General features: G+C 65.8%; 18 protein-coding genes and 1 tRNA gene. 11 read left to right on the top strand and 8 right to left on the bottom strand.

The annotated features are described in order from the left end of the window. Positions 1 to 2: 2 nt before the first annotated feature. Positions 3 to 4,187: a TIGR02680 family protein gene (locus tag ACQR3T_RS07400; RefSeq protein ID WP_428692879.1), complete on the top strand. Its 4,185-nt coding sequence runs from the start codon at positions 3 to 5 to the stop codon at positions 4,185 to 4,187. Further along, positions 4,177 to 5,415 (top strand): DUF2399 domain-containing protein, encoded by a 1,239-nt coding sequence (locus tag ACQR3T_RS07395; RefSeq protein ID WP_080730587.1) that lies wholly within the window; start codon positions 4,177 to 4,179, stop codon positions 5,413 to 5,415. Before ACQR3T_RS07400 ends, ACQR3T_RS07395 begins: the two co-directional genes overlap by 11 nt. Here the strand turns inward: ACQR3T_RS07395 and mshC are convergent. The 5 genes from mshC to ACQR3T_RS07370 form a co-directional block, all read right to left on the bottom strand. Beyond that, positions 5,412 to 6,653: a cysteine--1-D-myo-inosityl 2-amino-2-deoxy-alpha-D-glucopyranoside ligase gene (gene mshC, locus ACQR3T_RS07390; RefSeq protein WP_428692878.1), complete on the bottom strand. Its 1,242-nt coding sequence runs from the start codon at positions 6,651 to 6,653 to the stop codon at positions 5,412 to 5,414. The genes ACQR3T_RS07395 and mshC overlap by 4 nt on opposite strands. A gap of 24 nt (positions 6,654 to 6,677) precedes the next feature. Next, positions 6,678 to 7,451 carry an SCO1664 family protein gene (locus ACQR3T_RS07385; RefSeq protein ID WP_170944826.1) on the bottom strand — a complete coding sequence of 258 codons (774 nt, stop codon included), beginning with the start codon at positions 7,449 to 7,451 and terminating at the stop codon, positions 6,678 to 6,680. Positions 7,452 to 7,486: 35 nt separating this feature from the next. Next, a complete protein-coding gene (locus ACQR3T_RS07380) occupies positions 7,487 to 8,077 on the bottom strand; it encodes a DUF3090 domain-containing protein (protein WP_032378488.1) in 591 nt (196 codons plus the stop codon). A gap of 136 nt (positions 8,078 to 8,213) precedes the next feature. Beyond that, entirely contained in the window at positions 8,214 to 8,921 is a 708-nt protein-coding gene (locus ACQR3T_RS07375) for a histidine phosphatase family protein (RefSeq protein WP_032377869.1), read from the bottom strand. Between the two features lie 20 nt (positions 8,922 to 8,941). Further along, positions 8,942 to 9,772, bottom strand: a complete 831-nt coding sequence (locus ACQR3T_RS07370; protein WP_032378487.1) for an undecaprenyl-diphosphate phosphatase — start codon at positions 9,770 to 9,772, stop codon at positions 8,942 to 8,944. A 259-nt stretch (positions 9,773 to 10,031) separates the two neighbouring features. Between ACQR3T_RS07370 and ACQR3T_RS07365 the strand changes: the two genes are divergently transcribed. From ACQR3T_RS07365 to ACQR3T_RS07350, 4 genes are all read left to right on the top strand, one after another. After that, entirely contained in the window at positions 10,032 to 10,964 is a 933-nt protein-coding gene (locus tag ACQR3T_RS07365) for an aldo/keto reductase (protein WP_032377868.1), read from the top strand. Positions 10,965 to 11,036: 72 nt separating this feature from the next. Next, a complete protein-coding gene (locus tag ACQR3T_RS07360; protein ID WP_032378486.1) occupies positions 11,037 to 12,041 on the top strand; it encodes a heme/hemin ABC transporter substrate-binding protein in 1,005 nt (334 codons plus the stop codon). Further along, the gene (locus ACQR3T_RS07355) at positions 12,038 to 13,105 is read left to right on the top strand and encodes a FecCD family ABC transporter permease (RefSeq protein WP_032377867.1); all 1,068 of its coding nucleotides are present in this window, start codon (positions 12,038 to 12,040) and stop codon (positions 13,103 to 13,105) included. The genes ACQR3T_RS07360 and ACQR3T_RS07355 overlap by 4 nt, the downstream gene beginning before the upstream one ends. Next, entirely contained in the window at positions 13,105 to 13,965 is an 861-nt protein-coding gene (locus tag ACQR3T_RS07350; protein ID WP_428693083.1) for a heme ABC transporter ATP-binding protein, read from the top strand. The genes ACQR3T_RS07355 and ACQR3T_RS07350 overlap by 1 nt, the downstream gene beginning before the upstream one ends. Here ACQR3T_RS07350 and ACQR3T_RS07345 read toward each other — a convergent pair. Then, the gene (locus ACQR3T_RS07345) at positions 13,940 to 14,305 is read right to left on the bottom strand and encodes a hypothetical protein (RefSeq protein ID WP_032377866.1); all 366 of its coding nucleotides are present in this window, start codon (positions 14,303 to 14,305) and stop codon (positions 13,940 to 13,942) included. The two genes, ACQR3T_RS07350 and ACQR3T_RS07345, sit on opposite strands and share 26 nt — an antisense overlap. 159 nt (positions 14,306 to 14,464) lie before the next feature. On the opposite strand from ACQR3T_RS07345, the gene ACQR3T_RS07340 reads away from it, so the two are divergent. The 3 genes from ACQR3T_RS07340 (at position 14,465) to ACQR3T_RS07330 (ending at position 16,923) form a co-directional block, all read left to right on the top strand. Next, positions 14,465 to 15,502 carry a YncE family protein gene (locus tag ACQR3T_RS07340; RefSeq protein ID WP_428692877.1) on the top strand — a complete coding sequence of 346 codons (1,038 nt, stop codon included), beginning with the start codon at positions 14,465 to 14,467 and terminating at the stop codon, positions 15,500 to 15,502. A gap of 35 nt (positions 15,503 to 15,537) precedes the next feature. Further along, the gene (locus ACQR3T_RS07335; RefSeq protein WP_032377864.1) at positions 15,538 to 15,759 is read left to right on the top strand and encodes a DUF5703 family protein; all 222 of its coding nucleotides are present in this window, start codon (positions 15,538 to 15,540) and stop codon (positions 15,757 to 15,759) included. Positions 15,760 to 15,852: 93 nt separating this feature from the next. Further along, a complete protein-coding gene (locus tag ACQR3T_RS07330) occupies positions 15,853 to 16,923 on the top strand; it encodes a quinone-dependent dihydroorotate dehydrogenase (RefSeq protein ID WP_428693082.1) in 1,071 nt (356 codons plus the stop codon). A gap of 60 nt (positions 16,924 to 16,983) precedes the next feature. On the opposite strand, the gene ACQR3T_RS07325 is transcribed toward ACQR3T_RS07330, so the two are convergent. Together ACQR3T_RS07325 and ACQR3T_RS07320 are read right to left on the bottom strand one after the other, a co-directional pair. Next, entirely contained in the window at positions 16,984 to 17,526 is a 543-nt protein-coding gene (locus ACQR3T_RS07325; protein WP_428692876.1) for a YbhB/YbcL family Raf kinase inhibitor-like protein, read from the bottom strand. Position 17,527: 1 nt separating this feature from the next. After that, on the bottom strand, positions 17,528 to 18,886 hold the full coding sequence (locus tag ACQR3T_RS07320) for a M20/M25/M40 family metallo-hydrolase (RefSeq protein ID WP_428693081.1): 1,359 nt from the start codon (positions 18,884 to 18,886) through the stop codon (positions 17,528 to 17,530). Positions 18,887 to 19,065: 179 nt separating this feature from the next. Here ACQR3T_RS07320 and ACQR3T_RS07315 point away from each other — a divergent pair. Both ACQR3T_RS07315 and ACQR3T_RS07310 read left to right on the top strand, forming a co-directional pair. Then, positions 19,066 to 19,151 (top strand) — tRNA-Leu (locus ACQR3T_RS07315). Between the two features lie 145 nt (positions 19,152 to 19,296). Continuing rightward, a complete protein-coding gene (locus tag ACQR3T_RS07310; protein WP_032377862.1) occupies positions 19,297 to 20,757 on the top strand; it encodes an SDR family NAD(P)-dependent oxidoreductase in 1,461 nt (486 codons plus the stop codon). Positions 20,758 to 20,847 lie beyond the last annotated feature (90 nt).

Here is a 20,847-nt window from a genome sequence, read left to right as displayed (position 1 = left end):
AGATGACCGCACACTCGACACGTTTTCGGCCGACACGAGCAGGGATCGTCAACCTGTGGGACTACCGCGATCAGGAGTTCTCCTTCGCCGACGGTCGCCTGGTGCTGCGTGGGCCCAACGGATCCGGTAAGACCAAAGCGCTGGAAGTACTGTTTCCCTTCGTCCTCGACGGGCGCATCGAACCGCGCCGACTAAATCCGTTCGCCGGTGAAGAGCGAACCATGAAATCCAACCTGCTCTACCGAGGGCAGGAAAGCGCTCACTCGTACGTGTGGATGGAGTTCGGCCGCGGCTCGCGTGCGGACCCCGAATCGGTCACGGTCGGCATCGGCATGCGGGCCAGCCGTCAGAACGACAAGGTGACCCGCTGGTACTTCGTGGCCGACGGCCGGGTGGGCGTCGACTTCTCGTTGTTGGGCTCCGACGACCGACCGTTGACGAAGAAGCAGCTGGCCGAGCAACTGGGCAGCGACGCCATCACCGATCGACCTGGCGACTACCGCGCCGCGATCGATGCCCGGATGTTCGGGCTCGGCGCGCAACGTTACGACCAGTTGATCAATCTCATTCTGACACTTCGCCGTCCGCAATTGGCCAAGAATCTCGATCCGAAGGGGCTGTCCCAGGCGCTGACCGACGGTCTGCGTCCCCTCGACGAGCAACTGGTGCTCGAGGCGGCACGATCCTTCAGTGACATGGAGGAAGTGGGACGCGCGCTGGAGGGGCTGGCGCAAGCCGATCAGGCAGCCAGGAATTTCGTCTCGGTCTATTCCAAATACCTTCGGGTGCAGACCCGTTCGGATGTCGAGCAAGTCTCGCGCCGGCTCGAGACCATAACCCACGCGACCACTGCACACTTCGCGGCGTCGGCGCTCAAGGACCGTCGACTGGTGGAGCGGGCGGCAGCCGAAACTCGATTCGACGAGGCCGAGCGCGCACTGGATCAGGCCGTCGCAGACCGCGAGACACTGCAGCGCTCGAGCGCGTACGAGGGCAAGCAGCAACTGGACGACCTGGCCGAATCTGCTGCAAAGCTGGAAGTGTCGACGGCGCAGCAGGCCGACCGGGCACGCAAAGCGCAAGCAGAACTGGAACAGCGCACCGCCGAGGCCGCTCGGGCGGACGCCGCACTCCGGGATTCCGTCGCCGCGGTGACCCGCGCGGAGGAAGAGCTCCAGACTGCGGCCGAGGACGCGGGCATCGTGTGGACACCGCTGCCGGGTACGGCTCGCAGTGACCAGATCAGTACCGCTCTTCGAGGGCACGCCGAGGAGCGGGACGGTGACGTACGCGCGGTTCGTGAGGCGCTGGCGACCGTCGAGAAGGCGTCCACGGAACGTGCTCGCGCGGAGAAGGCTGCAACGAAGGCGCGCGACTTGCGCGAGGCAGCGGCAGCAGCGGTCACCGAGGCCGAGGCGACCGTGGATCTGGAGAAGGCGCAGTTCGCTTCGGGACTGCGGGCCTGGTGGTCGAACAACTCGTCGCTGTACTCCTCCGCGGGCATCACCTCGGCCGTGTTCGAGGCCCTCGACGCGGCCTTGGCAGGCATCGGCGACGACGATGCCCCGAGCCTGGAATCGGTGCTCGCCGAGCAGACCGCAGACGGTATCGACGCGATTCGTGCTCGTCAGGCACAGGCACGCGTCGACGTGGCCACGCGCTCGGCCGAACTGAACGCGCTGCGCGACGAACTGTCCCTGGTGCGAGCCGAACACGACGACGCCCCACCGCCGTTCGCTGCACGGACCGGCAGCCGTGCAGATCTGTCGGGCGCACCGCTGTGGCAGCTGGTTCGATTTGCCGACGCGGTGTCCCCTGCCGACGCGGCGGGGATCGAATCCGCGTTGCAGGCCGCCAATGTCCTCGACGGTTGGATCCACCCGACGGCGGACTTTCCCGCCGATGCCGACTCGGAGCAGTATCTGTCGCCGTTACCGGAGGCCTCCAGGCCCTCCGGGGCAACGCTGGCGTCCGTTCTGGAACCGGAACCCGGAACCGCCGTACCGGCGTCCCGCGTCCTGGATCTGCTCGAATCCGTTGCACTGCAACAGGAGCCGAACGACCGATCGGGCAGCGCTGTCGCGGTAGGTGTCGACGGCCGATACTGGCAGGGTGTGCAGAGGGGTCGCCACGCGAAATCGGACGCCGAGTACATCGGCGCCACGGCGCGGGCTCGCCGTCGGGAGCAGCGCATCGCCGAACTCGGCGGCGCGATCGATGCGGCAACGGCTGCGCTCGAGACCGCGACGGCCGACGAGCTGGCGGCACGCGAGCTGGTGCAGGATCTGGGCGCCGCCGCCAAACAACTCCCCCGTGTCTCGTCCATCGTGAAGGCACAACGCGCCGTCACGGCCGCCGCTGGAGCGCTGCGCACCTCGAAAGATGGTTCCGTAGCCGCCGACCGCGAATTCGATCAGGCGATCGCGGATCTGTCCGCGAAGGAGAAGCAGCTGCGCACCGTCGCCGTCGCCCATCGCACGCCTCACATCGGACGCGATGTAGATGCCCTTGCCGCAGCGATTCGCCATTTCGAGCACCAGGGCGCGGTGGTCATCCGCAAGCGCAGCGACCACACGCGCGAGAGCGAGCGGGCCCGCGAAGCCACCAACCGCCTCGAGGAGGCGACCGGTCTGGCCGAGGAGCTCGCCGAGGAAGCCGCGATAGCCGACGAGAACTACCGGCAACAGGTGCAACGCCTCGAGCTCCTGAGCGAGAAGCTCGGTGCTACCGCCGAACAGATCGACACCGATCTCGCGAACGCACGCGAACGCATCGAGAAGTGCCGCGTCGAGCAGCGGGCAGCCCGAAAAGCGGACAAGGAAGCCGGCGAAGCGATCGGCAAGGCCGAGGGTGCCTGCAACACGGCACTCGAAAGCCTGCGCGCCGCGGTCACCGAAACCCTGACCGATGCGGTGCGGCTGGCACCGTACGCACGCAAGGATCTGCTCGCCATCCTCGGCGTCCACGAGACGTACGCGTGGCCTGCCAGTGACTCGGCGTGGCTGACGGTCGAACAGATCCTGTATCGAGTTCAGCAGGCCGACGGTCCGGACGACGAGGTTCCGGTGCTTCCACCGGTGGTGAGCGCGTTGCACTCGGCACTCGATGCAGCGACGGCATCGGTGAAAGTGAGTGACTCGAGCCGAAAGTCGACCCGGACGGCGCTGACGAGTGCGCTGCAGGAGTTCGACTCGCAACTGGCCGCATCGGGTCAGGACTACCGTCTGCAGTGGGATGCGCCGGACGGTTTGACGGTGGTACGAGTGCAGGACGAGCAGGGCTATTCGTCGGTAGGAGACTTCGCCGATCGAATCGGTTCGGCCAGGGCCGACCAGGAACTGCTGCTGACCGAGCAGGAGCGCCGCATTCTCGAGGATGCCCTGCTGACCGGCCTGGCGCAGCAGATCCACGAGCGCACCGTCGACGCACGCGAGCTGATCGCACAGATGTCCGCCGAGATGAAGCAACGACGGATGTCCTCGGGCAACACGATCGGCGTGCACTGGGTGCTCGCGGACAACCTCGACGACGGGGCGCGGGCAGTGTCCAAACTGCTGGACCGCGACGCCTCGGCGCTGAACCAGGACGACCTGGCCGCGATGCGCGCCCACTTCGCGTCGGAGATCAGGATTGCCCGTGCCGCACATCCGGAACGGTCGTACCCCGAGATCCTTTCTGCGACTCTGGACTATCGCCGTTGGCGTGTGTTCGCCTTCACACTCATCAGTGGGGACGGCAACGAGGATCGTCTCACCGTCGCCCGGCACAGTGCGCTCTCCGGCGGCGAACAGTCTGTCTCGCTGCACCTGCCGCTGTTCGCGGCAGCGCATGTGATGCTCTCGTCCGCCGATCCGCACTCCCCTCGTCTGCTCGCTCTCGACGAGGCGTTCGCCGGTGTCGACGACAACGGCCGCAGCGAATTGCTCGGCCTGAGTGTGCAATTCGATCTCGACCTGTTCATGACCGGCTACGACCTGTGGATCACCTACGCGGACGTACCCGGTTGCGCGCACTACGACCTGGCGCATTCGACGGCCGAGAACACCGTCAGTGCTGCGCTTCTGGTGTGGGAGAACGGCGAACTGTTCGCCGAACACGACGGCACCGACCTCGCGGCCGCACTCGGATCACCGTTGACGCGCCGTGTGCCGACGCGAACCGAAGGCGGGCTGGAGTTTGTCCAGTAACGGCGAATGGCGGGGCAGCGCGGAATTGTCTGCGCTGCTGGATGCTGCGCGAAAGAAGTTGGAGTCCAACTGGCTTCGGGTCGGTGGCAACATCACCGTCGATCTGAGCGATGCCCCGGAGCTGTGGCGTCTGTGCAGCGCCATCTCTCGGTCCAACTCCAGTCTGCATTCTCGGGCGCGGAGCACCAAGCTCGACCTCGAGCGGTTCGACGTGTGGCTGAGCCATCCGCTCAACGGTGGCGCCGGATTGATCGAGACTCTCAGCGAGCAGGCCCCGTTACAGGACAAGAAGCGCATCGCGGCGGACAAGGCTCAGGTGCGCTCCGACGCGCTGGATCGAGCCAGGGAGGTACTCGGCGGTGGTGCCGATCGCGAGTGGATCGAGTACTGGATCGCCTCGCTGCTCAATCAGGACGGCACGCTCGGCGGCCGCGTCGCCGTCGACGCATTGGCGGTGGCAACGCAGGTCCTGGCCCTGCTTCCGGTGGACGGGATGTCGCTCACCGAGCTGGCGGAACTGGCCACCGGTGATACCAAAGCCCTCGCGGGCGGAGGAGCTGCGAAGCTCGTCCTCGACGCTCTGTCGTTGCGCGAGAACGTGCCTCGACCCGTCGACCCGGTGGGCATCAGGGCCCTGTGGGAGACGGCCGGGGTGTCGGTCGACGCACTGTCGAGTCGGGTCCTGGTTCTCGGCTACCGCGTCGCCGAGAACCACACCGTGGCTCGCTGGCTCAACGACGCAGCGGACGAGGGCGTGCCTTTTCCCGTCACCGTGGACATGCTCGCGCGTGGCCCGCTCACGAACAGCTCGTCGACGGTGTTCGTCTGCGAGAACATCGCTGTGCTCGCCGCCGCAGCCCGAACTCTCGGCTCGAACAGCGCAAGCGTGATCTGCACCGACGGCCAGCCCTCGGCCGCGGTGCATCGGCTGCTGGCTTCGCGCGCTCCCGACACCGCAATCCAGTGGCGAGCCGACTTCGACTGGGCCGGACTGCACATGGTGAAACGAGCCGTGGATCGATACGGCGCGTCACCGTGGCGGATGGATGTCGATTCCTACCGGCACGGACTGGATGCGCGGAATTCGGAACCACTGAAGGGACATCCCACGGACAGTCCGTGGGACCCGGAACTGGCTGCCGCACTCCGTGATTCGGGTCGAGCGGTCATGGAAGAGCGCCTGATCCCGGATCTGCTGGCGGATCTACGCCTGGGGCCCGCGAACTAACGCAGCGGCACTCCGAGCAGCGCGTCGACGGCATCGGCGAAGGCACCGGGTGCGCCTGCATCCGATCCACCCCGCTCGACTGCAAAACTCGCCCACGCGTCGAGAGCGTCGAGCGCCTTGGGTGTGTCGAGGTCGTCGGCCAGGTGCTGCCGGAGCCGGTTGACCACGTCGTCGGCCGACGCCGCAGCCTCGAGCGCCGCTGCCCGACGCCACAGCGCGAGCCGCGTGTGAGCCCGTTCGAGGACCTCGTCGGACCACGGTCGATCCTGCCGGTAGTGACCCGCCAACAGGCCGAGACGCACAGCGGCCGGATCGACGTTCTCGGCGCGGAGCTTGGAGACGAACACGAGGTTGCCGCGGCTCTTGGACATCTTCTCGCCGTCCAGCCCGATCATTCCCGTGTGCACGTAGTGGCGGGCGAAGCGGGGATAGCCGGTCGCAGCCTCGGCGTGGGCCGCAGAGAATTCGTGGTGCGGGAAGATGAGATCGCTTCCGCCGCCCTGGATATCGAAGCCGGTTCCGATGCGATTGAGTGCGATTGCAGCACACTCGATGTGCCAACCCGGTCGGCCGGGGCCCCACGGCGACGACCACGACGGTTCGCCGGGACGCACCGCGCGCCACAACAATGCGTCGAGTGAATTTCGCTTGCCTGCGCGATCTGGATCGCCACCGCGCTCGGCGAAGAACGTGTCCATCGTGGGGCGGTCGTATCCGGACTCGTAGCCGAATTGCTCGGTGGCGTCGGCGCGGAAGTACACGTCGGGGTACTCGGCGTCGTCGACGACGTAGGCGGCACCGGACGCCACCAACTTCTCCACCAGTTCGACGACCTCGTCGACGGACTCGACGGCCCCGATGTAGTCGCGAGGAGGGATCACTCGCAGAGCTTCCATGTCGGCGCGGAAGAGCTCGATCTCGCGCGCCCCCAGGTCGCGCCAGTCCTCACCGTCGCGATCGGCACGCTCGAACAGCGGATCGTCGACATCGGTGACGTTCTGCACGTAGTGCACGTCGACACCGGCGTCCCGCCACAACCGGTTGATCAGGTCGAACGTCAGGTAGGTCGCTGCGTGTCCCAGATGGGTGGCGTCGTACGGGGTGATGCCGCAGACGTACATGCGGGCGGTCGAACCCGGGGTGACGGGACGGACCTGGCGGTCGGCGGTGTCGAACAATCGAAGCGCTGGACCCTGTCCTGGGATTGTCGGGATCTCCGGGCTGGACCAAGAATGCATGCAGCCGAGCCTATCCGAGCCCGATCAGAAGGCGGGCCACGGTATGGGTCTGCTCGAACGAGGCTCCGGCATGACCGGGCGTGCGATGAGCTCCTGTGCCCGATCGAGAACCGCGATGGTTTCGGTCAGCGTGATCTTGTCCACCAGACGCGGGGCGGTGACGGCGTCGAAGGTCTCGACGAACCGAACGACGTCGTTCATCAACGCGTCGTCCACCGCCTGGCCTGCCCATCCCCACAGCACCGTGCGCAATTTGTTCTCGGCGTGCAGGCAGATACCGTGATCGACCCCGTACACGTAGCCGTCGAGACCTTCGAGCGCGTGTCCGCCTTTGCGGTCGGCGTTGTTGAGGATCACGTCGAGGACTGCCATCCGCTGCAGACGCGGATCGTCGGCGTGGATCAGCGCGATCTCTTCTCCCTCGCCGTCGTACGCCTGCAACACCGGAATCCATCCTGCGGGTACCAGATCGGGTCGACAGATGTCGACGAGGTCGACTCGTCCTTCGGCGTGAACCTCGGGTGTGTCGATCCACTTCTGCACCATTCCGGGCCCGAACGGCCCGTCGCGCAGAACGGTCGGAGGTATCACACCCCAGCCGAGCGACTCGGATATCTCGTAGGACGCAACTTCGCGGCCGGCGAGAGTGCCGTCGGGGAAGTCCCAGAGCGGCACCTCCCCACGAACGGGCTTGTAGACGCACCGGACAGACGAATCGCCCTCGCCTGCTTCGCACACCAACGTGGCGTTGCTGGCCGAGACCACCCGCCCGACGATCGTGAGCTCGCCGGTCTCCATCGTTTCGCGGCCCTCGAACGGAGGCAGGTCGACGGTCAAGACTCGTCGACCTCGGTCACCGGTCCGAACGTCGCACCACGGCGATATCCGTTGGTTCTGATGCAGACGTGTCCCTCGGGCGCCAACGGCTGTCCGCACAACGGGCACGGCGCGCGACCCGCTGCGATCACGCGCTCGGATCGGACCGCGAATTCGCGGGCCTGAACCGGAGTCAGGAACACTCGGACTGCATCGGGGCCTTCGTCGGTGTCGTCGAGTACGACGGATTCGTCCACCTCGACCTCACTGACAGCAAGCAGTTCCACCACGACTGCGTTGGCGTCGGCGTCCCAGCCGAGTCCCATCGTGCCGACACGAAACTCGGTGTCGATCGGTGTCAGAAGCGGGCTGGTGTCCACCGTGTCCGTCTCTTCGGCCGGCACATCGGCTCCGAATCTGCGGTGCACTTCCTCGAGCAGAAGTCCCACCCGGTCGGCCAGGACCTGAACCTGCTGCTTTTCCAGCGCGACCGACACCACTCGTGCGTCGTGCACCGCTTGCAGAAAGAACGTTCGGTCGCCCGGTTCACCAACGGTCCCGGCAACGAAACGATCAGGGGTGCGAAAAACGTGTATTGCGCGCGGCATTGCACCTCCTAACGACTCGAACAGCTCCGCGTGGCACATCGCGGAACCTTCATTATCGGCCACAGATCGACCACGGACGGTATTGCTTGCTCTCCAGCCTGCCACCGATGGGGGCTTCGGTGCCGAATCGCCCGCCTCAGCTGCCTGCTCCACCGCCGACGACCGCGTCGGAAGAGCTCGAATTGTCCGATTCCGACGTGTCGGGCTCCTCGGCTTTCGGTACGAATGCACTGAGATCGGACCCGGTGTCGTTGGTCCGCAGAACGAACGGCCGCGTCGACGTGTATCGAACGACACTGATCGACGCCGGGTCGGCGACGATGCGCTGAAAGGAGTCCAGGTGGGCACCCATCGCGTCCGACAGCACCGACTTGATGACATCGCCGTGTGAGCACGCCACCCACAGCACGTCCCGGCCGTGCTGCGCAGCCAACCGGGCGTCGTGCTCGCGCACGGCCTGCACCGCGCGCTGCTGCACCGTCGCCAGGCCTTCGCCGCCCGGAAACACAGCTGCCGATGGATGCTGCTGAACCACCTTCCACAGGGGCTCGGCCAGTAATTCCTTGATCGTCCGGCCAGTCCATTGGCCGTAGTCCACTTCCACCAGACGGTCCTCGACCACAGGCGACATGCCGAGCCTGGCCGCCAAGGGCTCCACTGTCTGCTCACACCGGAGCAACGGCGAACGGACGATCTCGGCGACCGGAAGCTCACCGAGGCGGTCCGCGACCGCCTGCGCCTGCTCGCGCCCACGGTCGTCGAGTTCGATGCCGGCACTGCGACCTGCGAGAGTGCCCGCGGTATTCGACGTCGAGCGGCCGTGCCGAAGCAAGATGACTGTCATTGCTCTGAGCCTAGTGGGGCTCAGGTAGCCGATACGACTCCGCCGGCCAGCAGACCGAGCACCACGACGCCGAGCACGATGCGGTACCCGACGAACCAGTACAGCGAGTGGTTCGCGACGAATTTGAGCAGCCAGGCAATCGAGGCGTAGCCGAGGCCGAAGGCGATGACGGTTGCCACCAGCAACTGCGGGCCGGACGCGGCCAGTCCCGTGCCGACCGGTTCGAAGGCGTCGGGCAGCGAGAACAATCCGGAGGCGGTCACCGCCGGAATGGCGAGCAGAAACGAGAATCGCACTGCTGCCTCGCGTTCGAGGCCGAGAAACAGGCCGGCGCTGGTTGTCGCGCCGGAGCGAGACACTCCGGGAATCAACGCCAGACACTGCGCCAGACCCATCACGATGCCGTCGCGGGTGGTCAGCTTCTCGATCGGACGTTCCTTGCGGCCGACCTTCTCCGCGACCGCGATGACGATGGCGAACGCTATGAGCATGAACGCGATGAGATACAGGTTGCGGGCACCGGTTCGGATCTGATCCTTGAACAGCAATCCGAGAACGCCGATGGGAATGGTGGCGATGATCACGTACCAGCCCATCCGGTAATCGAGACCGCGTTCGTCCTTCTTCGTCAGTCCGACGAACCAGGCTTTGACGATCCTGACGATGTCGCGCCAGAAGAACAGCAGCACAGCTGCTTCGGTGCCGAGTTGAGTCACGGCGGTGAACGAGGCACCCGCGTCCTCGTTCCAGAACACTCCGGACACGATGCGGAGGTGCCCCGACGACGAAATAGGTAGGAACTCCGTCAGGCCCTGCACTGCACCGAGAATGATCGCCTGCAGCCACGTCATGTCGATCATGCGGCACCCCGCTCCGACATCGACATCTCCGATATGGAAGTGGACGGACTGTTCGTTACCGATGCGCGGCCGACGGCACGCCCCCTGAATTCGCGATTCACGGGCACGACCGTACCCGGCGAGGCAGGTTCGTACCGAGCCGAGCGACGCGGCGCGGCACATTCACAGACAGCGGCAGGGCGCACTACTGTGCACTGGCGGCAGTGCAGTTGGACACCGACGATCACACGTAAAAGGACATTCGGCACATATGAAGCAGAGATCGGTCGGCACCAGCGGACTTCGGGTCTCCAGACTCGGCCTCGGCACCCTCGGCTGGGGCAGCGGAACCGACGGTGACGATGCCGCAGCACAGCTGTCGGCGTTCGCCGAGGCCGGCGGCACCCTGGTCGATACGTCACCGGCGTACGGGGACGGTCGTGCGCAGCGAGTACTCGCCGAATTGCTCGACGACGTGGTCCCCCGGCACGAACTGGTGATCAGCAGTGCAGCGGGACTGAACCCGCGCCACGGCCGGTACGACGTCGACTGCTCACGACGCGGTCTCCTCGGACAGCTGGACGCCACGCTGCGAGAGCTCGGAACGGACTATCTCGACTTGTGGCAGGTCGCGGCCTGGGACCCGATGACGCCTGTCGACGAGGTCGCGGCGACGCTCGACTATGCCGTCACCAGCGGACGGGTGCGCTACACCGGTGCCCGCGGCTACCTCGGCTGGCAGTTGGCAACGGCAGCGGGAGCTGCCGATACCGGTCGGATCGTGGCCACGCAGGCGGAATACTCCCTGCTTGCCCGCGGGATCGAGGACGAGTTGGTTCCTGCAGCACATCACCACGGCATCGGCGTCCTGGCCGCCATTCCCCTCGCGGGCGGCGTGCTGACGGGCAAGTATCGCAACGGAATTCCTGCAGACTCACGCGGTGCCGACGAGGTGCACGCCGAATCAGTGCTGTCCTACCTGACCGACTCAGCTGTCAGCATCGTCGACGCTGCCGTCACCGCTGCCGACGGGCTCGCGACCTCTCCCCTCGTCGTAGCGCTCGCATGGGCTCGGGATCGTCCGGGTGTGAGCAGCGCTATCGTGGGTGCCCGCGATCTTGCTCAGCTGATGGGCGCATTGATGGCCGAAGAACTCGAACTGCCGCCGGCGATTGCGTCCGCCCTGGACGACGTCAGCGCCTGATCGGTCGAATCGTTCTCACCGAGGAACGTCGGGGGCGACCAGAAACATCGGACAGGCTAACCTTCGGTGGTGATCGTCGAACGCCTCGCGGCCGTGCTTGTCGTCGCCGCACTGTCGGCCGCCTGCTCGGCGACCACGCCCGACGCCGGGCCCACCGGCACATTCGGCCCCCGCACCGCCGCCGTCGAAGACCCGAATCCGGAACCGGTCGCCGAGAACCCGGCAGCGGTGCTACCCGCCACCGTGACCGGATTCGACGGCGTCGCCGTCACGGTGACCGACAACAGCCGCATCGTCGCTGCCGACCAGTACGGCACGTTGGCCGAGACGGTCTTCGCACTGGGACTCGGTGACAAACTGGTCGGACGCGACACATCGGCGGCGTTTCCGGCGGCACAGGACGTGCCCGATGTCACCCCCACCGGCCACTCGTTGAGCGCCGAGGGAATCCTGGCGCTCTCGCCCACCGTCGTACTCACCGACACCAGCATCGGTCCGCGCGCTGTGCAGGACCAGATCCGCGCCGCGGGCATTCCCGTCGTGTACTTCGACCCGACCCGAACGTTGACCGGGGTCGCCGACCAGATCGAAGCCGTTGCCGCCGCACTCGGTGTACCCGACGCCGGCCGCGCTCTCGCCGAACGCGCGAACGCCGAGATCGCTGCAGCTGCCGACGACACCCCGACATCTGACGTACCGCTGAAGATCGCGTTTCTCTACATGCGTGGTCCGGCGATCAAGATGCTCGCCGGTCCCGGCTCGGGTGCAGACGCGCTGATCGAGGCGCTCGGGGCGACGGACGCGGGTGTCCAATCCGGTCTGACCGAACAATTCGTGCCGGTGACGAGCGAGGCACTCATCGCCGCGGCACCCGACGTCATCCTGATGATGACAAAAGGACTGCAGTCGATCGGCGGTATCGAGGGACTCGAGCAGATTCCAGGAATCGCACAGACTCCGGCCGGTCGAGAACGCCGCGTGGTGGACATGGACGACGGCACCATTCTCAGTTTCGGCCCCAACACCGGCAAGGTGCTGCGAGCACTGTCCACAGCCGTGTACGACCCGCCGTCATGACCGAGGCATCACCGATCGGGGCGCGAACGGACACACGCCGGGTCGTCGCGACGTTCGGCGTATCGGTCGTGGCGTTGGTTGCCCTGGCGCTGGTCTCTGCCGTCGTCGGGCAAGTGCCGACGTCGCCGTTGGAAGTGCTGGGAAGCCTCGCCCATCGGGTCGGTCTCGACATCGGTCCGATGCCCGCTCACCCCAGCGGCGAGGTGACGTTGTGGCAGGTCCGATTTCCTCGATTGACCCTCGCAGTGTTCGTCGGCGCATGTCTCGGGTGCGCGGGCGCACTGCTGCAGGGTGTGTTCGCGAATCCTCTGGCCGAGCCAGGCGTCGTGGGAGTGTCCTCGGGAGCAGCCGTCGGTGCCAGTTCGGTCATCGTCCTCGGTGGTAGCTTCGCCGGGGTCTGGAGTGTGGCTCTGGCCGCGTTCGTCGGCGGGCTGATCACCACGATCGCGGTGTATTTCCTGGCGCGCAACGCCGGCCGCACCGAGGTGGTGACCCTCATCCTCACCGGCGTCGCAGTCAATGCCTTTGCAGGCGGTGTGATCGCCTTCTTCACCTTCGTCGCCAGTCCCGCTGCCAGGGATCAGATCGTGTTCTGGCAACTGGGGTCCTTGGCGGGCGCAACGTGGCAGTCGGTGGCCGTGGTCGCTCCACTGGCGGTGCTTGGGATCGCAGCCTCGCTGGTGATCGCTCGCCGACTCGATCTGTTGGCGCTCGGGGAGAACGTGGCGCGTCATCTCGGAGTGAACGTCGAGCGTCTCAGACAATTCGCCATCGTGATCGTCGCCCTGCTCGTCGCATCCGGTGTCGCGTTCACCGGAATAATCCTGTTCGTGGGCCTGGTCGTTCCCCATGCGATGCGGATGGTGCTCGGCCCATCACATCGCGTGCTCATTCCGGCCAGCGCGCTCGCGGGAGCCATCGTGTTGCTCGCTGCCGACCTCGTCACGCGCACCCTCGTCGCGAACGTCGACCTACCGCTTGGCATGGTGACCTCCCTGGCCGGCGCGCCGTTCTTCTTCTGGCTGCTTCGTCGCACTCGCGCTCGGCAAGGCGGTTGGGCGTGATGCGGCGATTCGGCCGGGTTAGCAACGACATTCCTGCTGCCCCGATCCCGGGCTCGAACACGATCGTCGCTCGCGGAGTCAGTGCGCGGCTGGGCGAGAGAAGGGTGCTCGACGACGTCCACCTCGACGTCGTCGCCGGCGAGATTCTGGCGCTCGTAGGGCCCAACGGCGCAGGAAAGTCGACGCTGCTCTCGGTCCTGTCGGGTGACACCGAGCCCGGTACCGGATCGGTGGTGGTGGCTTCGGAATCACCGAGCCCACTCGGAACCCAGTCGTACCGGTCCCTCGATCTGGCCAGAAGACGCGCGGTGCTCCCGCAGCACCACACTGTCGGATTCGCCTTCACGGCCGAACAGATCGTCCGGATGGGCCGTGCCCCCTGGGTGGGAACGGCCGAGGCACGCAACGACGATGTTCGGGTCGAGTCCGCGATGGCTGCGTGCGACGTCTCGGGCTTCGCGCGTCGACCGTTCGCGTCGTTGTCCGGGGGTGAACAGGCTCGGGTTGCGCTGGCACGGGTGATCGCACAGGACACCGCGACGGTCATGCTCGACGAGCCCACCGCCGCACTCGACCTCGGACATCAGGAGTCCGTCATGGCTGTGGTGCGCTCCCTCGCAGCCGCGGGCCGCGCCGTCGTCGTCGTGTTGCACGATCTCGGTCTCGCAGCGGCGTACGCCGATCGCGTTGCGATACTCGACTCGGGTTCACTCGTTGCCGTCGGTCCGCCGCGCGAGGTGCTGACCTCGGAGTTGCTCGCTCGCGTGTACGGACACCCCGTCGACGTCTTCGATCACCCCGACACCGGCGAACAACTGGTCCTTCCCCGTCGAGTCAGAAACCCTCGAGCACGGAGTTGACCCGATTGAAGAAGGCTCGGACTGCCGTCGTGTCTCGCTGTGACGCATCGGACAGCTGCTGTGCATGTGCGACCGCGTCACGCACGACACCGATGATGCTGCGTTCGTCGGTCAGATCGATCTCTGTGACCGAGTGTTCGGAAACCGCTTCGACCTCGGACCGATCCGGCACCGGGGATCGGACGTCGGCTCGGTAGATCTCCACGTACAGCGTGCTGCGGTGCACTCTGAACGCAAACGCCCGACCGTCGTCGGTGTGCCCGAAACCGTTCGCATGCGTTCCGGCATTCACTTCTTCGACGACGAAGTGTGCTTCCTCGGATTCCACGTCCACTCCCATGTCGTGCACTCACCTCGGACGATCACGCTACCGCCTCGCCCGGCACGGCCGGTCGACACCCGATCCGGCACGGTCGATTTCACCGGGATCGTCGCACGCTGGTACAGATGTGGCATCGCCACAACAGGGCAGTGCCACCAAGGAAGTAGGTTCGGTTCCATGCGAACACCGTCGGCTCGTACGGTTCGAGCGGCAGTTGCATCCGCACTCGCCGTGGTCACAGTGTTGTCGGTGAGCGGGTGTTCGAGCGACGACGAGAATGCCGACGAGATTTCGGTCGAACCGCAGCCACCGGCCCAGTCCCCCGCGACGACTGTGACTCCTGCCGGAATCGTCACCGACTTTGCGCCCGTCAGCGCGCTCACCTTCGATCCTGTCACCCGGACGCTCGCTGCGCTCACCGACTCGTCGACCTCGGTGAGTCTGGTCGGCAACGACGCGGCGGCGCAGACGCGGGTGATCGACCTGGGCTCTGCCGGAGCCGAACTGGTTGCCGGTCGGGATTCGACCGTCCTGGTTCCCCTGAACGGTTCGGTGGCAAGGATCGACGTCGCGGACGGGCAGCGCACCGATCTGGCCGTCGAATCGAATGCCCTGTCGGCTGCCGACCTGCCCGACGGCACCACAGCTGTCGGCGACGACACCGGCACGATCCGCGTCCTCGACGCGAGCGGACAGGTGACCCGTACGGTCTCCGGGGGCAGTGTCACCTCTGCCGATGCGCTCGCCAGTACGCCCAAGGGCGTCTCCGTTCTCGATCGCCGACAAACGTCGGTGACCGATCTGAATCTGGACGACGGCACCCTCGGAGTGGCTCTGCGGGCCGGCGAAGGTGCTGCGGAGATGACCAGCGACGAATTCGGGCGGCTTCTGGTCACCGATTCGACCGGCACGGAGTTGCTCGTCTTCACCTCGCACGACCTGCTCATGCGGCAACGGTTTCCGGTCGGGTCGAAGCCCTGGGCGATCGCCTACGATGAACAGTCCGGCGTCGCGTGGGTGACGTTGCCCGCCCTCAACGAGGTGGTCGGATACACACTCGATACCGGAATTCCCGTCGAGACCGAGCGGTTGGCCACTGTGCGGCAGCCTGACTCGATTGCCGTCGACAACAACACCGGCGATCTGTACATCGGATCGGCAACCGGCGACGGGCTGCAGCGCATCCCGTCCTCGGGTCGTCAAGGAGGCACGTGAACGCACACGAGAGTTCGACACCGGGCCGAGCCAAGATGCCCGTCGGCTGGGAAGTGTCCCCATCCGACGACTGGGAGTACGTTCCGCTGCGGCTGCCCCCGGACGTCACTCGGGTCACGGCGTCGATGAGGCTGGCGATCCAAGCGGAGTTCGGCGGCTGGGAACTGTCGCGGGTTCGCCTGTACACCGACGGTAGCCGGCGTGTTCTGCTCAAGCGGAAGAAGACTGCGCATCACATCCCGGAACCCGGAATCTGATCGTCACAGCAGTACCGTTCGACCGCAGTGGAAGTTCTACCTCAGCATGTCTACCGAGCCTTATCGATCGGAAAGAAGACCGTGGGAGACCGTCTGTACCGCGCCCTGTTGCGCCTGATGTTCCTCGTGCCACCGGAGCGGATACACCACCTGGCGTTCGGTGTACTCCGCGCGGTGGCTGTCGTACCGCCGCTGCGCCATCTGGCCGAGAAGTCGTTCGCGGCCGGCGACCCGCGCCTGCGCTCGACGGTGTTCGGCGTCGACTTCCCAGCTCCGCTGGGCCTCGCGGCCGGCTTCGACAAGAACGCCGACGGCATCGACTCCTGGGAACCCATCGGGTTCGGGTTCGCCGAGATCGGCACCGTGACGGCGCAGGGACAACCGGGTAATCCGACGCCTCGATTGTTTCGTTTGCCCCTCGACCGCGCCATCGTCAACCGCATGGGGTTCAACAACCACGGCGCAGAACATGCCGCCCAGCGATTGCGCTCGAGGCGCACCCGGATCCCGATCGGTGCCAACATCGGCAAGACGAAGATCGTAGAGCCCGCCGATGCTGCTGCGGACTACACCGCCAGTGCTCGACTGCTGGGGCCGCTGGCGGATTTTGTCGTCGTCAACGTGAGTTCACCCAACACCCCGGGGCTCCGCGACCTGCAGGCCGTCGAATCACTGCGCCCGATCCTGGCGGCGGTGCAGTCGGTGGTGTCCGTGCCGGTGCTGGTCAAGATTGCCCCTGACCTCTCCGACGAGGATATCGATGCCGTGGCCGACCTGGCCGTCGAACTCGGTCTCGACGGCATCGTGGCCACCAATACGACGATCTCGCGCGCGAACCTGCGCAGCGATGTGGAACTGGTTGCCGAAATGGGAGCTGGAGGCCTGTCCGGCGCACCGCTGGCAGAGCGGTCACTCGAGGTGCTGCGTCGTCTCTACCGCCGAGTGGGTACGCAGCTGACGTTGATCTCGGTCGGGGGAATCGAGACCGAGGCGCAGGCCTGGGAGCGCATCACCGCAGGAGCTTCCTTGGTGCAGGGCTACACGGGCTTCATCTACGGCGGCCCGCTGTGGATCAAGGGCATTCACCGGGGACTGTCGGCGCGCCTGGAACAGAACGGGTTCGCCACGATCGCCGACGCCGTGGGTTCGGCGAACAGGCCCTGATCCCCTTGTGCGCGTTTTGCGTAGCTGGAGCTACGCAAAACGCGCACGACAGGGCCGAGGTCAGGCCTCGTAGGTGCCGGTGATGACCGCACGCCCGATGGCGTGCGAGAACAGATTGAAACCGAGGTAGGCCGGGGTGGCCGTCTCGTCCACTTCGAGCCGCTCGACGTCCACCGCATGGACGGCGATGAAGTACCGGTGCGGTCCATGACCCGCCGGCGGAGCCGCACCGATGTAGCGGAACAGGCCCGCGTCGTTCTTCAGCGTCACCGCGGTGCTGGGCACTCCGGTGCCGCCGTCGTCGCCTGCGCCCGACACCAGTGACGTCGTCTCGACGGGGATGTTCGCCACTGCCCAATGCCAGAATCCGGACGCAGTGGGAGCGTCGGGATCGTAGACGGTGACAGCGAAGCTTTTGGTTCCCTCGGGGAAGCCGGACCAGGACAGCTGCGGAGAGTTGTCGTGCCCACCGGCTCCCATGATTCCGCTGACCTGCTGAGCGGCCAACGCCTGGCCGTCCTCGACGTCCTCGGACGTCAACTCGAAGGACGGGAGGTCCGGAAGCGAGTCGTATGGGTTGTACGCCACGATGGTTCCTTTCATGTCAGCTGTGCATCAAGAAGTGTTCCAGTACCTGTGTACCGAACTCCAACGACTCCACGGGTACTCGTTCGTCGATGCCGTGAAACAACGCCGCGAAATCCAGCTCCGGTGGCAGCTTCAACGGAGCGAAGCCGAAGCAACGAATCCCGATGCGCGCGAACGCCTTTGCATCGGTACCCCCGGACAGCATGTACGGAACAGTTCGGCCGTTCGGATCGTGCGCGAGGACGGCCTCGTTCATCGCATCGACGAGGTCACCGTCGAACGTGGTCTCGTAGGGTTCGAGCTTGGTGATCCATTCCCGTTCGACGTTGGGGCCGATCAACTCGTCGACCTCCTTCTCGAAGGCCGCCTGCCGCCCGGGCAGCACCCGGCAATCCACTACCGCCGTCGCGGTCTGCGGAATCACGTTGGCCTTGTATCCGGCCGAGAGCATCGTGGGGTTCGCGGTGTCACGCAGGGTTGCTCCGACGATGCGCGCGATGCTGCCGAGTTTGAGCAGGGTGCCGTCGATATCCGGCGAGGTGGGGTCGAAGTCGAGGCCGGACTCCTCGGAGACCGCGTGCAGGAACTGCGACACCGATTCGGTGAGGACCAACGGAAACGTGTGATTGCCGAGTTTGGCGACGGCCTCGGCCAGGTACGTCACGGCGTTGTCGTCGTGCAGGAACGATCCGTGGCCGGCGCGGGCCTTGGCGGTGAGCCTCATCCACGCCAGGCTCTTCTCCGCCGTCTCGACCATGTAGAGCCGCTTCTCGGTGCCGTCCGGCCGAGCGACGGTCAGCGAGAACCCGCCGACTTCGCCGACTGCCTCGGTGACGCCCTCGAACAGGTCGGGTCGATTGTCGACCAGCCAATGCGATCCGTACTTGCCACCCGCCTCCTCGTCGGCGAGGAACGCGAAGAGGATGTCGCGCGGCGGCACGGTTCCGGTCGATTTGAATTGCCGGGCCAGCGCAAGGGCCATACCGACCATGTCCTTCATGTCGACCGCACCACGACCCCACACGTACCCGTCCTCGACGGCGCCGGAGAACGGATGCACGCTCCAATCGGCCGGCTCGGCCGGCACGACGTCCAGGTGGCCGTGGACCAGTAGGGCACCGCGCGAGGAGTCCGCTCCGCGCAACCAGGCGAACACGTTGCCACGGCCGGGAGCACCGGATTCGACGTACTCGGTCTCGTACCCCACCTCCTCGAGCTTGCTCGCCACCCACTCGGCGCATTCCTTCTCGCCGACCGTGGTCTCGAGTTCTCCGGTGTTCGACGTATCGAATCGAATGAGGGAACTGACCAGATCCACGACTTCGTCGAGGGCGACGGTGGGGTTGTCGGTGGTGCGATGTCCGGGGTTGCTCACTTCGTTGGGCACACCGTTGTTCCTACCACCAGAATCCGCTGTGGGCACCACCGGCGAACGCCGTCGGACAGGAACTGACGTGCGGATTTGGGTTATCGGGAACCCGTCGGATAATCTAACGCAGCGCACAGCGGCCGGTTGTGAATGCAAGGTTGAAACGTGCGACACCAGTCGCGCTGGTCCGAGTGGCGGAATGGCAGACGCGCTAGCTTGAGGTGCTAGTGTCCTATTAACGGACGTGGGGGTTCAAGTCCCCCCTCGGACACCGTCTGAAAGATGTAGGCAGACAAAGATTTTCAAAGATCTGAGTTGAGACAGACGAAACGGACCCTGATTCTTCGGAATCGGGGTCTTTTTCGTTCTCCACTCGCCTCGTTCGGCTCGACCGGGCAGATGCTAGGAGATTGACGATGGACTCGATCGACCCCACCGATCTGGAGACGTGCCTAAGGGTGCTGCAGCAGGCCGCCGAATTGGACAAGAATCATCCTGATTCCATTGCCGTTCAACGTGCCTCCGGTGCCATGTTCAAAGATCTCAAGCGTGCCCGACGCGTCGCCGCGCGTAATGCCGTCAATGCCGCCGACCGTGCCGTCGTCGCTGCAACCGCAACCGGATCGCCGGACCGCATCGACGACGAGACTGCGGGTCTTTCGCTCACCTCGCGCGCCGAGGGCGACATCGCGGGCACGCTGATCAAGGCTCGTCCCTGCTACATCTGCAAGCAGCGCTACACCGATGTCGACTCGTTCTACCACCAGCTCTGCCCGGAGTGCGCGGCGCTCAATCGCGGTAAGCGCAACGCGCGGACGGACCTATCCGGACGACGCGCGTTGTTGACCGGAGGTCGGGCGAAGATCGGGATGTACATCGCGCTTCGACTGCTTCGGGACGGTGCACACACGACCATCACCACCCGCTTCCCCAACGATGCGGTTCGGCGATTCGCTGCGATGGACGACAGCGACCAGTGGCTGCATCGTCTTCGTGTCGTCGGGATCGATTTGCGCGATCCGGCTCAGGTTGTGGCTCTTGCCGATTCGGTTGCGGCGGAGGGACCGCTGGACATTCTGATCAACAATGCCGCACAGACCGTCAAGCGCTCCCCCGGTTCGTACAGCGCACTGGCCGACGCCGAAGCCGAGCCTCTGCCGGCCGCCTTGGCCGACGGGGCGGGCCCCGAGCGCATCACGTTCGGCAAGACCAGTGATGCCCACCCTGCGTCGCTCGCGAGTTCGCTGCCGGCAACGGCGCTCGGCGGGCAGCCGGCCGCAGTACTGAGTGCGGACGACGTGGCCTCGCTCGCCATGGTCGCGGGCTCGGTGACGGCCGAGCGAATCGAGAGTGGGCTCGCTATCGATGCAGGCGGTCTGGTGCCCGACCTGGCCGAGACGAACAGCTGGATCCACACCGTCGAGCAGGTCGACCCGGTCGAGTTGCTCGAAGTGCAGCTGTGCAATTCTGTTGCCCCGTTCATTCTCGTGTCGCGTCTGCGTCCGGCAATGGAGGCCTCGGACGCGCGACGCAAGTACGTCGTCAACGTCTCGGCCATGGAGGGCCAGTTCGGACGCGCATACAAGGGACCGGGCCATCCCCACACCAACATGGCCAAGGCCGCGCTGAACATGCTGACGCGAACCAGCGCGAAGGAGATGCTCGAGAGCGGAATTCTGATGACCGCCGTCGACACCGGCTGGATCACCGACGAGCGCCCGCACCCCACCAAGATGAGGCTGGCCGACGAGGGATTCCACGCTCCGCTCGACCTGGTGGACGGTGCGGCTCGGGTGTACGACCCGATCGTGCAGGGAGAGCTGGGAACCGATCTGTACGGCTCGTTCCTCAAGGACTACCAACCGTCACCGTGGTGATGTCGGCCTTCGACTGTGGAGTAATTTCGGTGTGCGTGCCCCAGCGCGAAGACGGGCTGCGATACTCGAAAAGCCGTTACGTGTGAGCGA

The sequence above is a fragment of the Rhodococcus sp. IEGM1428 genome, assembly GCF_050321865.1.
Taxonomy (GTDB): domain Bacteria; phylum Actinomycetota; class Actinomycetes; order Mycobacteriales; family Mycobacteriaceae; genus Rhodococcoides.
The sequence above is the reverse complement of the archived record's forward strand: the minus strand, read 5'-3'. Positions and strand labels throughout refer to the sequence as shown.

Excerpts from the sequence above, each read along its gene's own strand:
- ACQR3T_RS07400 (WP_428692879.1), top strand. The coding sequence starts at position 3 with ATGACCGCACACTCGACACGTTTTCGGCCGACACGAGCAGGGATCGTC.
- mshC (WP_428692878.1), bottom strand. The coding sequence starts at position 6,653 with ATGCATTCTTGGTCCAGCCCGGAGATCCCGACAATCCCAGGACAGGGT.
- ACQR3T_RS07385 (WP_170944826.1), bottom strand. The coding sequence starts at position 7,451 with ATGGAGACCGGCGAGCTCACGATCGTCGGGCGGGTGGTCTCGGCCAGC.
- ACQR3T_RS07380 (WP_032378488.1), bottom strand. The coding sequence starts at position 8,077 with ATGCCGCGCGCAATACACGTTTTTCGCACCCCTGATCGTTTCGTTGCC.
- ACQR3T_RS07375 (WP_032377869.1), bottom strand. The coding sequence starts at position 8,921 with ATGACAGTCATCTTGCTTCGGCACGGCCGCTCGACGTCGAATACCGCG.
- ACQR3T_RS07370 (WP_032378487.1), bottom strand. The coding sequence starts at position 9,772 with ATGACGTGGCTGCAGGCGATCATTCTCGGTGCAGTGCAGGGCCTGACG.
- ACQR3T_RS07365 (WP_032377868.1), top strand. The coding sequence starts at position 10,032 with ATGAAGCAGAGATCGGTCGGCACCAGCGGACTTCGGGTCTCCAGACTC.
- ACQR3T_RS07355 (WP_032377867.1), top strand. The coding sequence starts at position 12,038 with ATGACCGAGGCATCACCGATCGGGGCGCGAACGGACACACGCCGGGTC.
- ACQR3T_RS07350 (WP_428693083.1), top strand. The coding sequence starts at position 13,105 with ATGCGGCGATTCGGCCGGGTTAGCAACGACATTCCTGCTGCCCCGATC.
- ACQR3T_RS07345 (WP_032377866.1), bottom strand. The coding sequence starts at position 14,305 with ATGGGAGTGGACGTGGAATCCGAGGAAGCACACTTCGTCGTCGAAGAA.
- ACQR3T_RS07340 (WP_428692877.1), top strand. The coding sequence starts at position 14,465 with ATGCGAACACCGTCGGCTCGTACGGTTCGAGCGGCAGTTGCATCCGCA.
- ACQR3T_RS07335 (WP_032377864.1), top strand. The coding sequence starts at position 15,538 with ATGCCCGTCGGCTGGGAAGTGTCCCCATCCGACGACTGGGAGTACGTT.
- ACQR3T_RS07325 (WP_428692876.1), bottom strand. The coding sequence starts at position 17,526 with ATGAAAGGAACCATCGTGGCGTACAACCCATACGACTCGCTTCCGGAC.
- ACQR3T_RS07310 (WP_032377862.1), top strand. The coding sequence starts at position 19,297 with ATGGACTCGATCGACCCCACCGATCTGGAGACGTGCCTAAGGGTGCTG.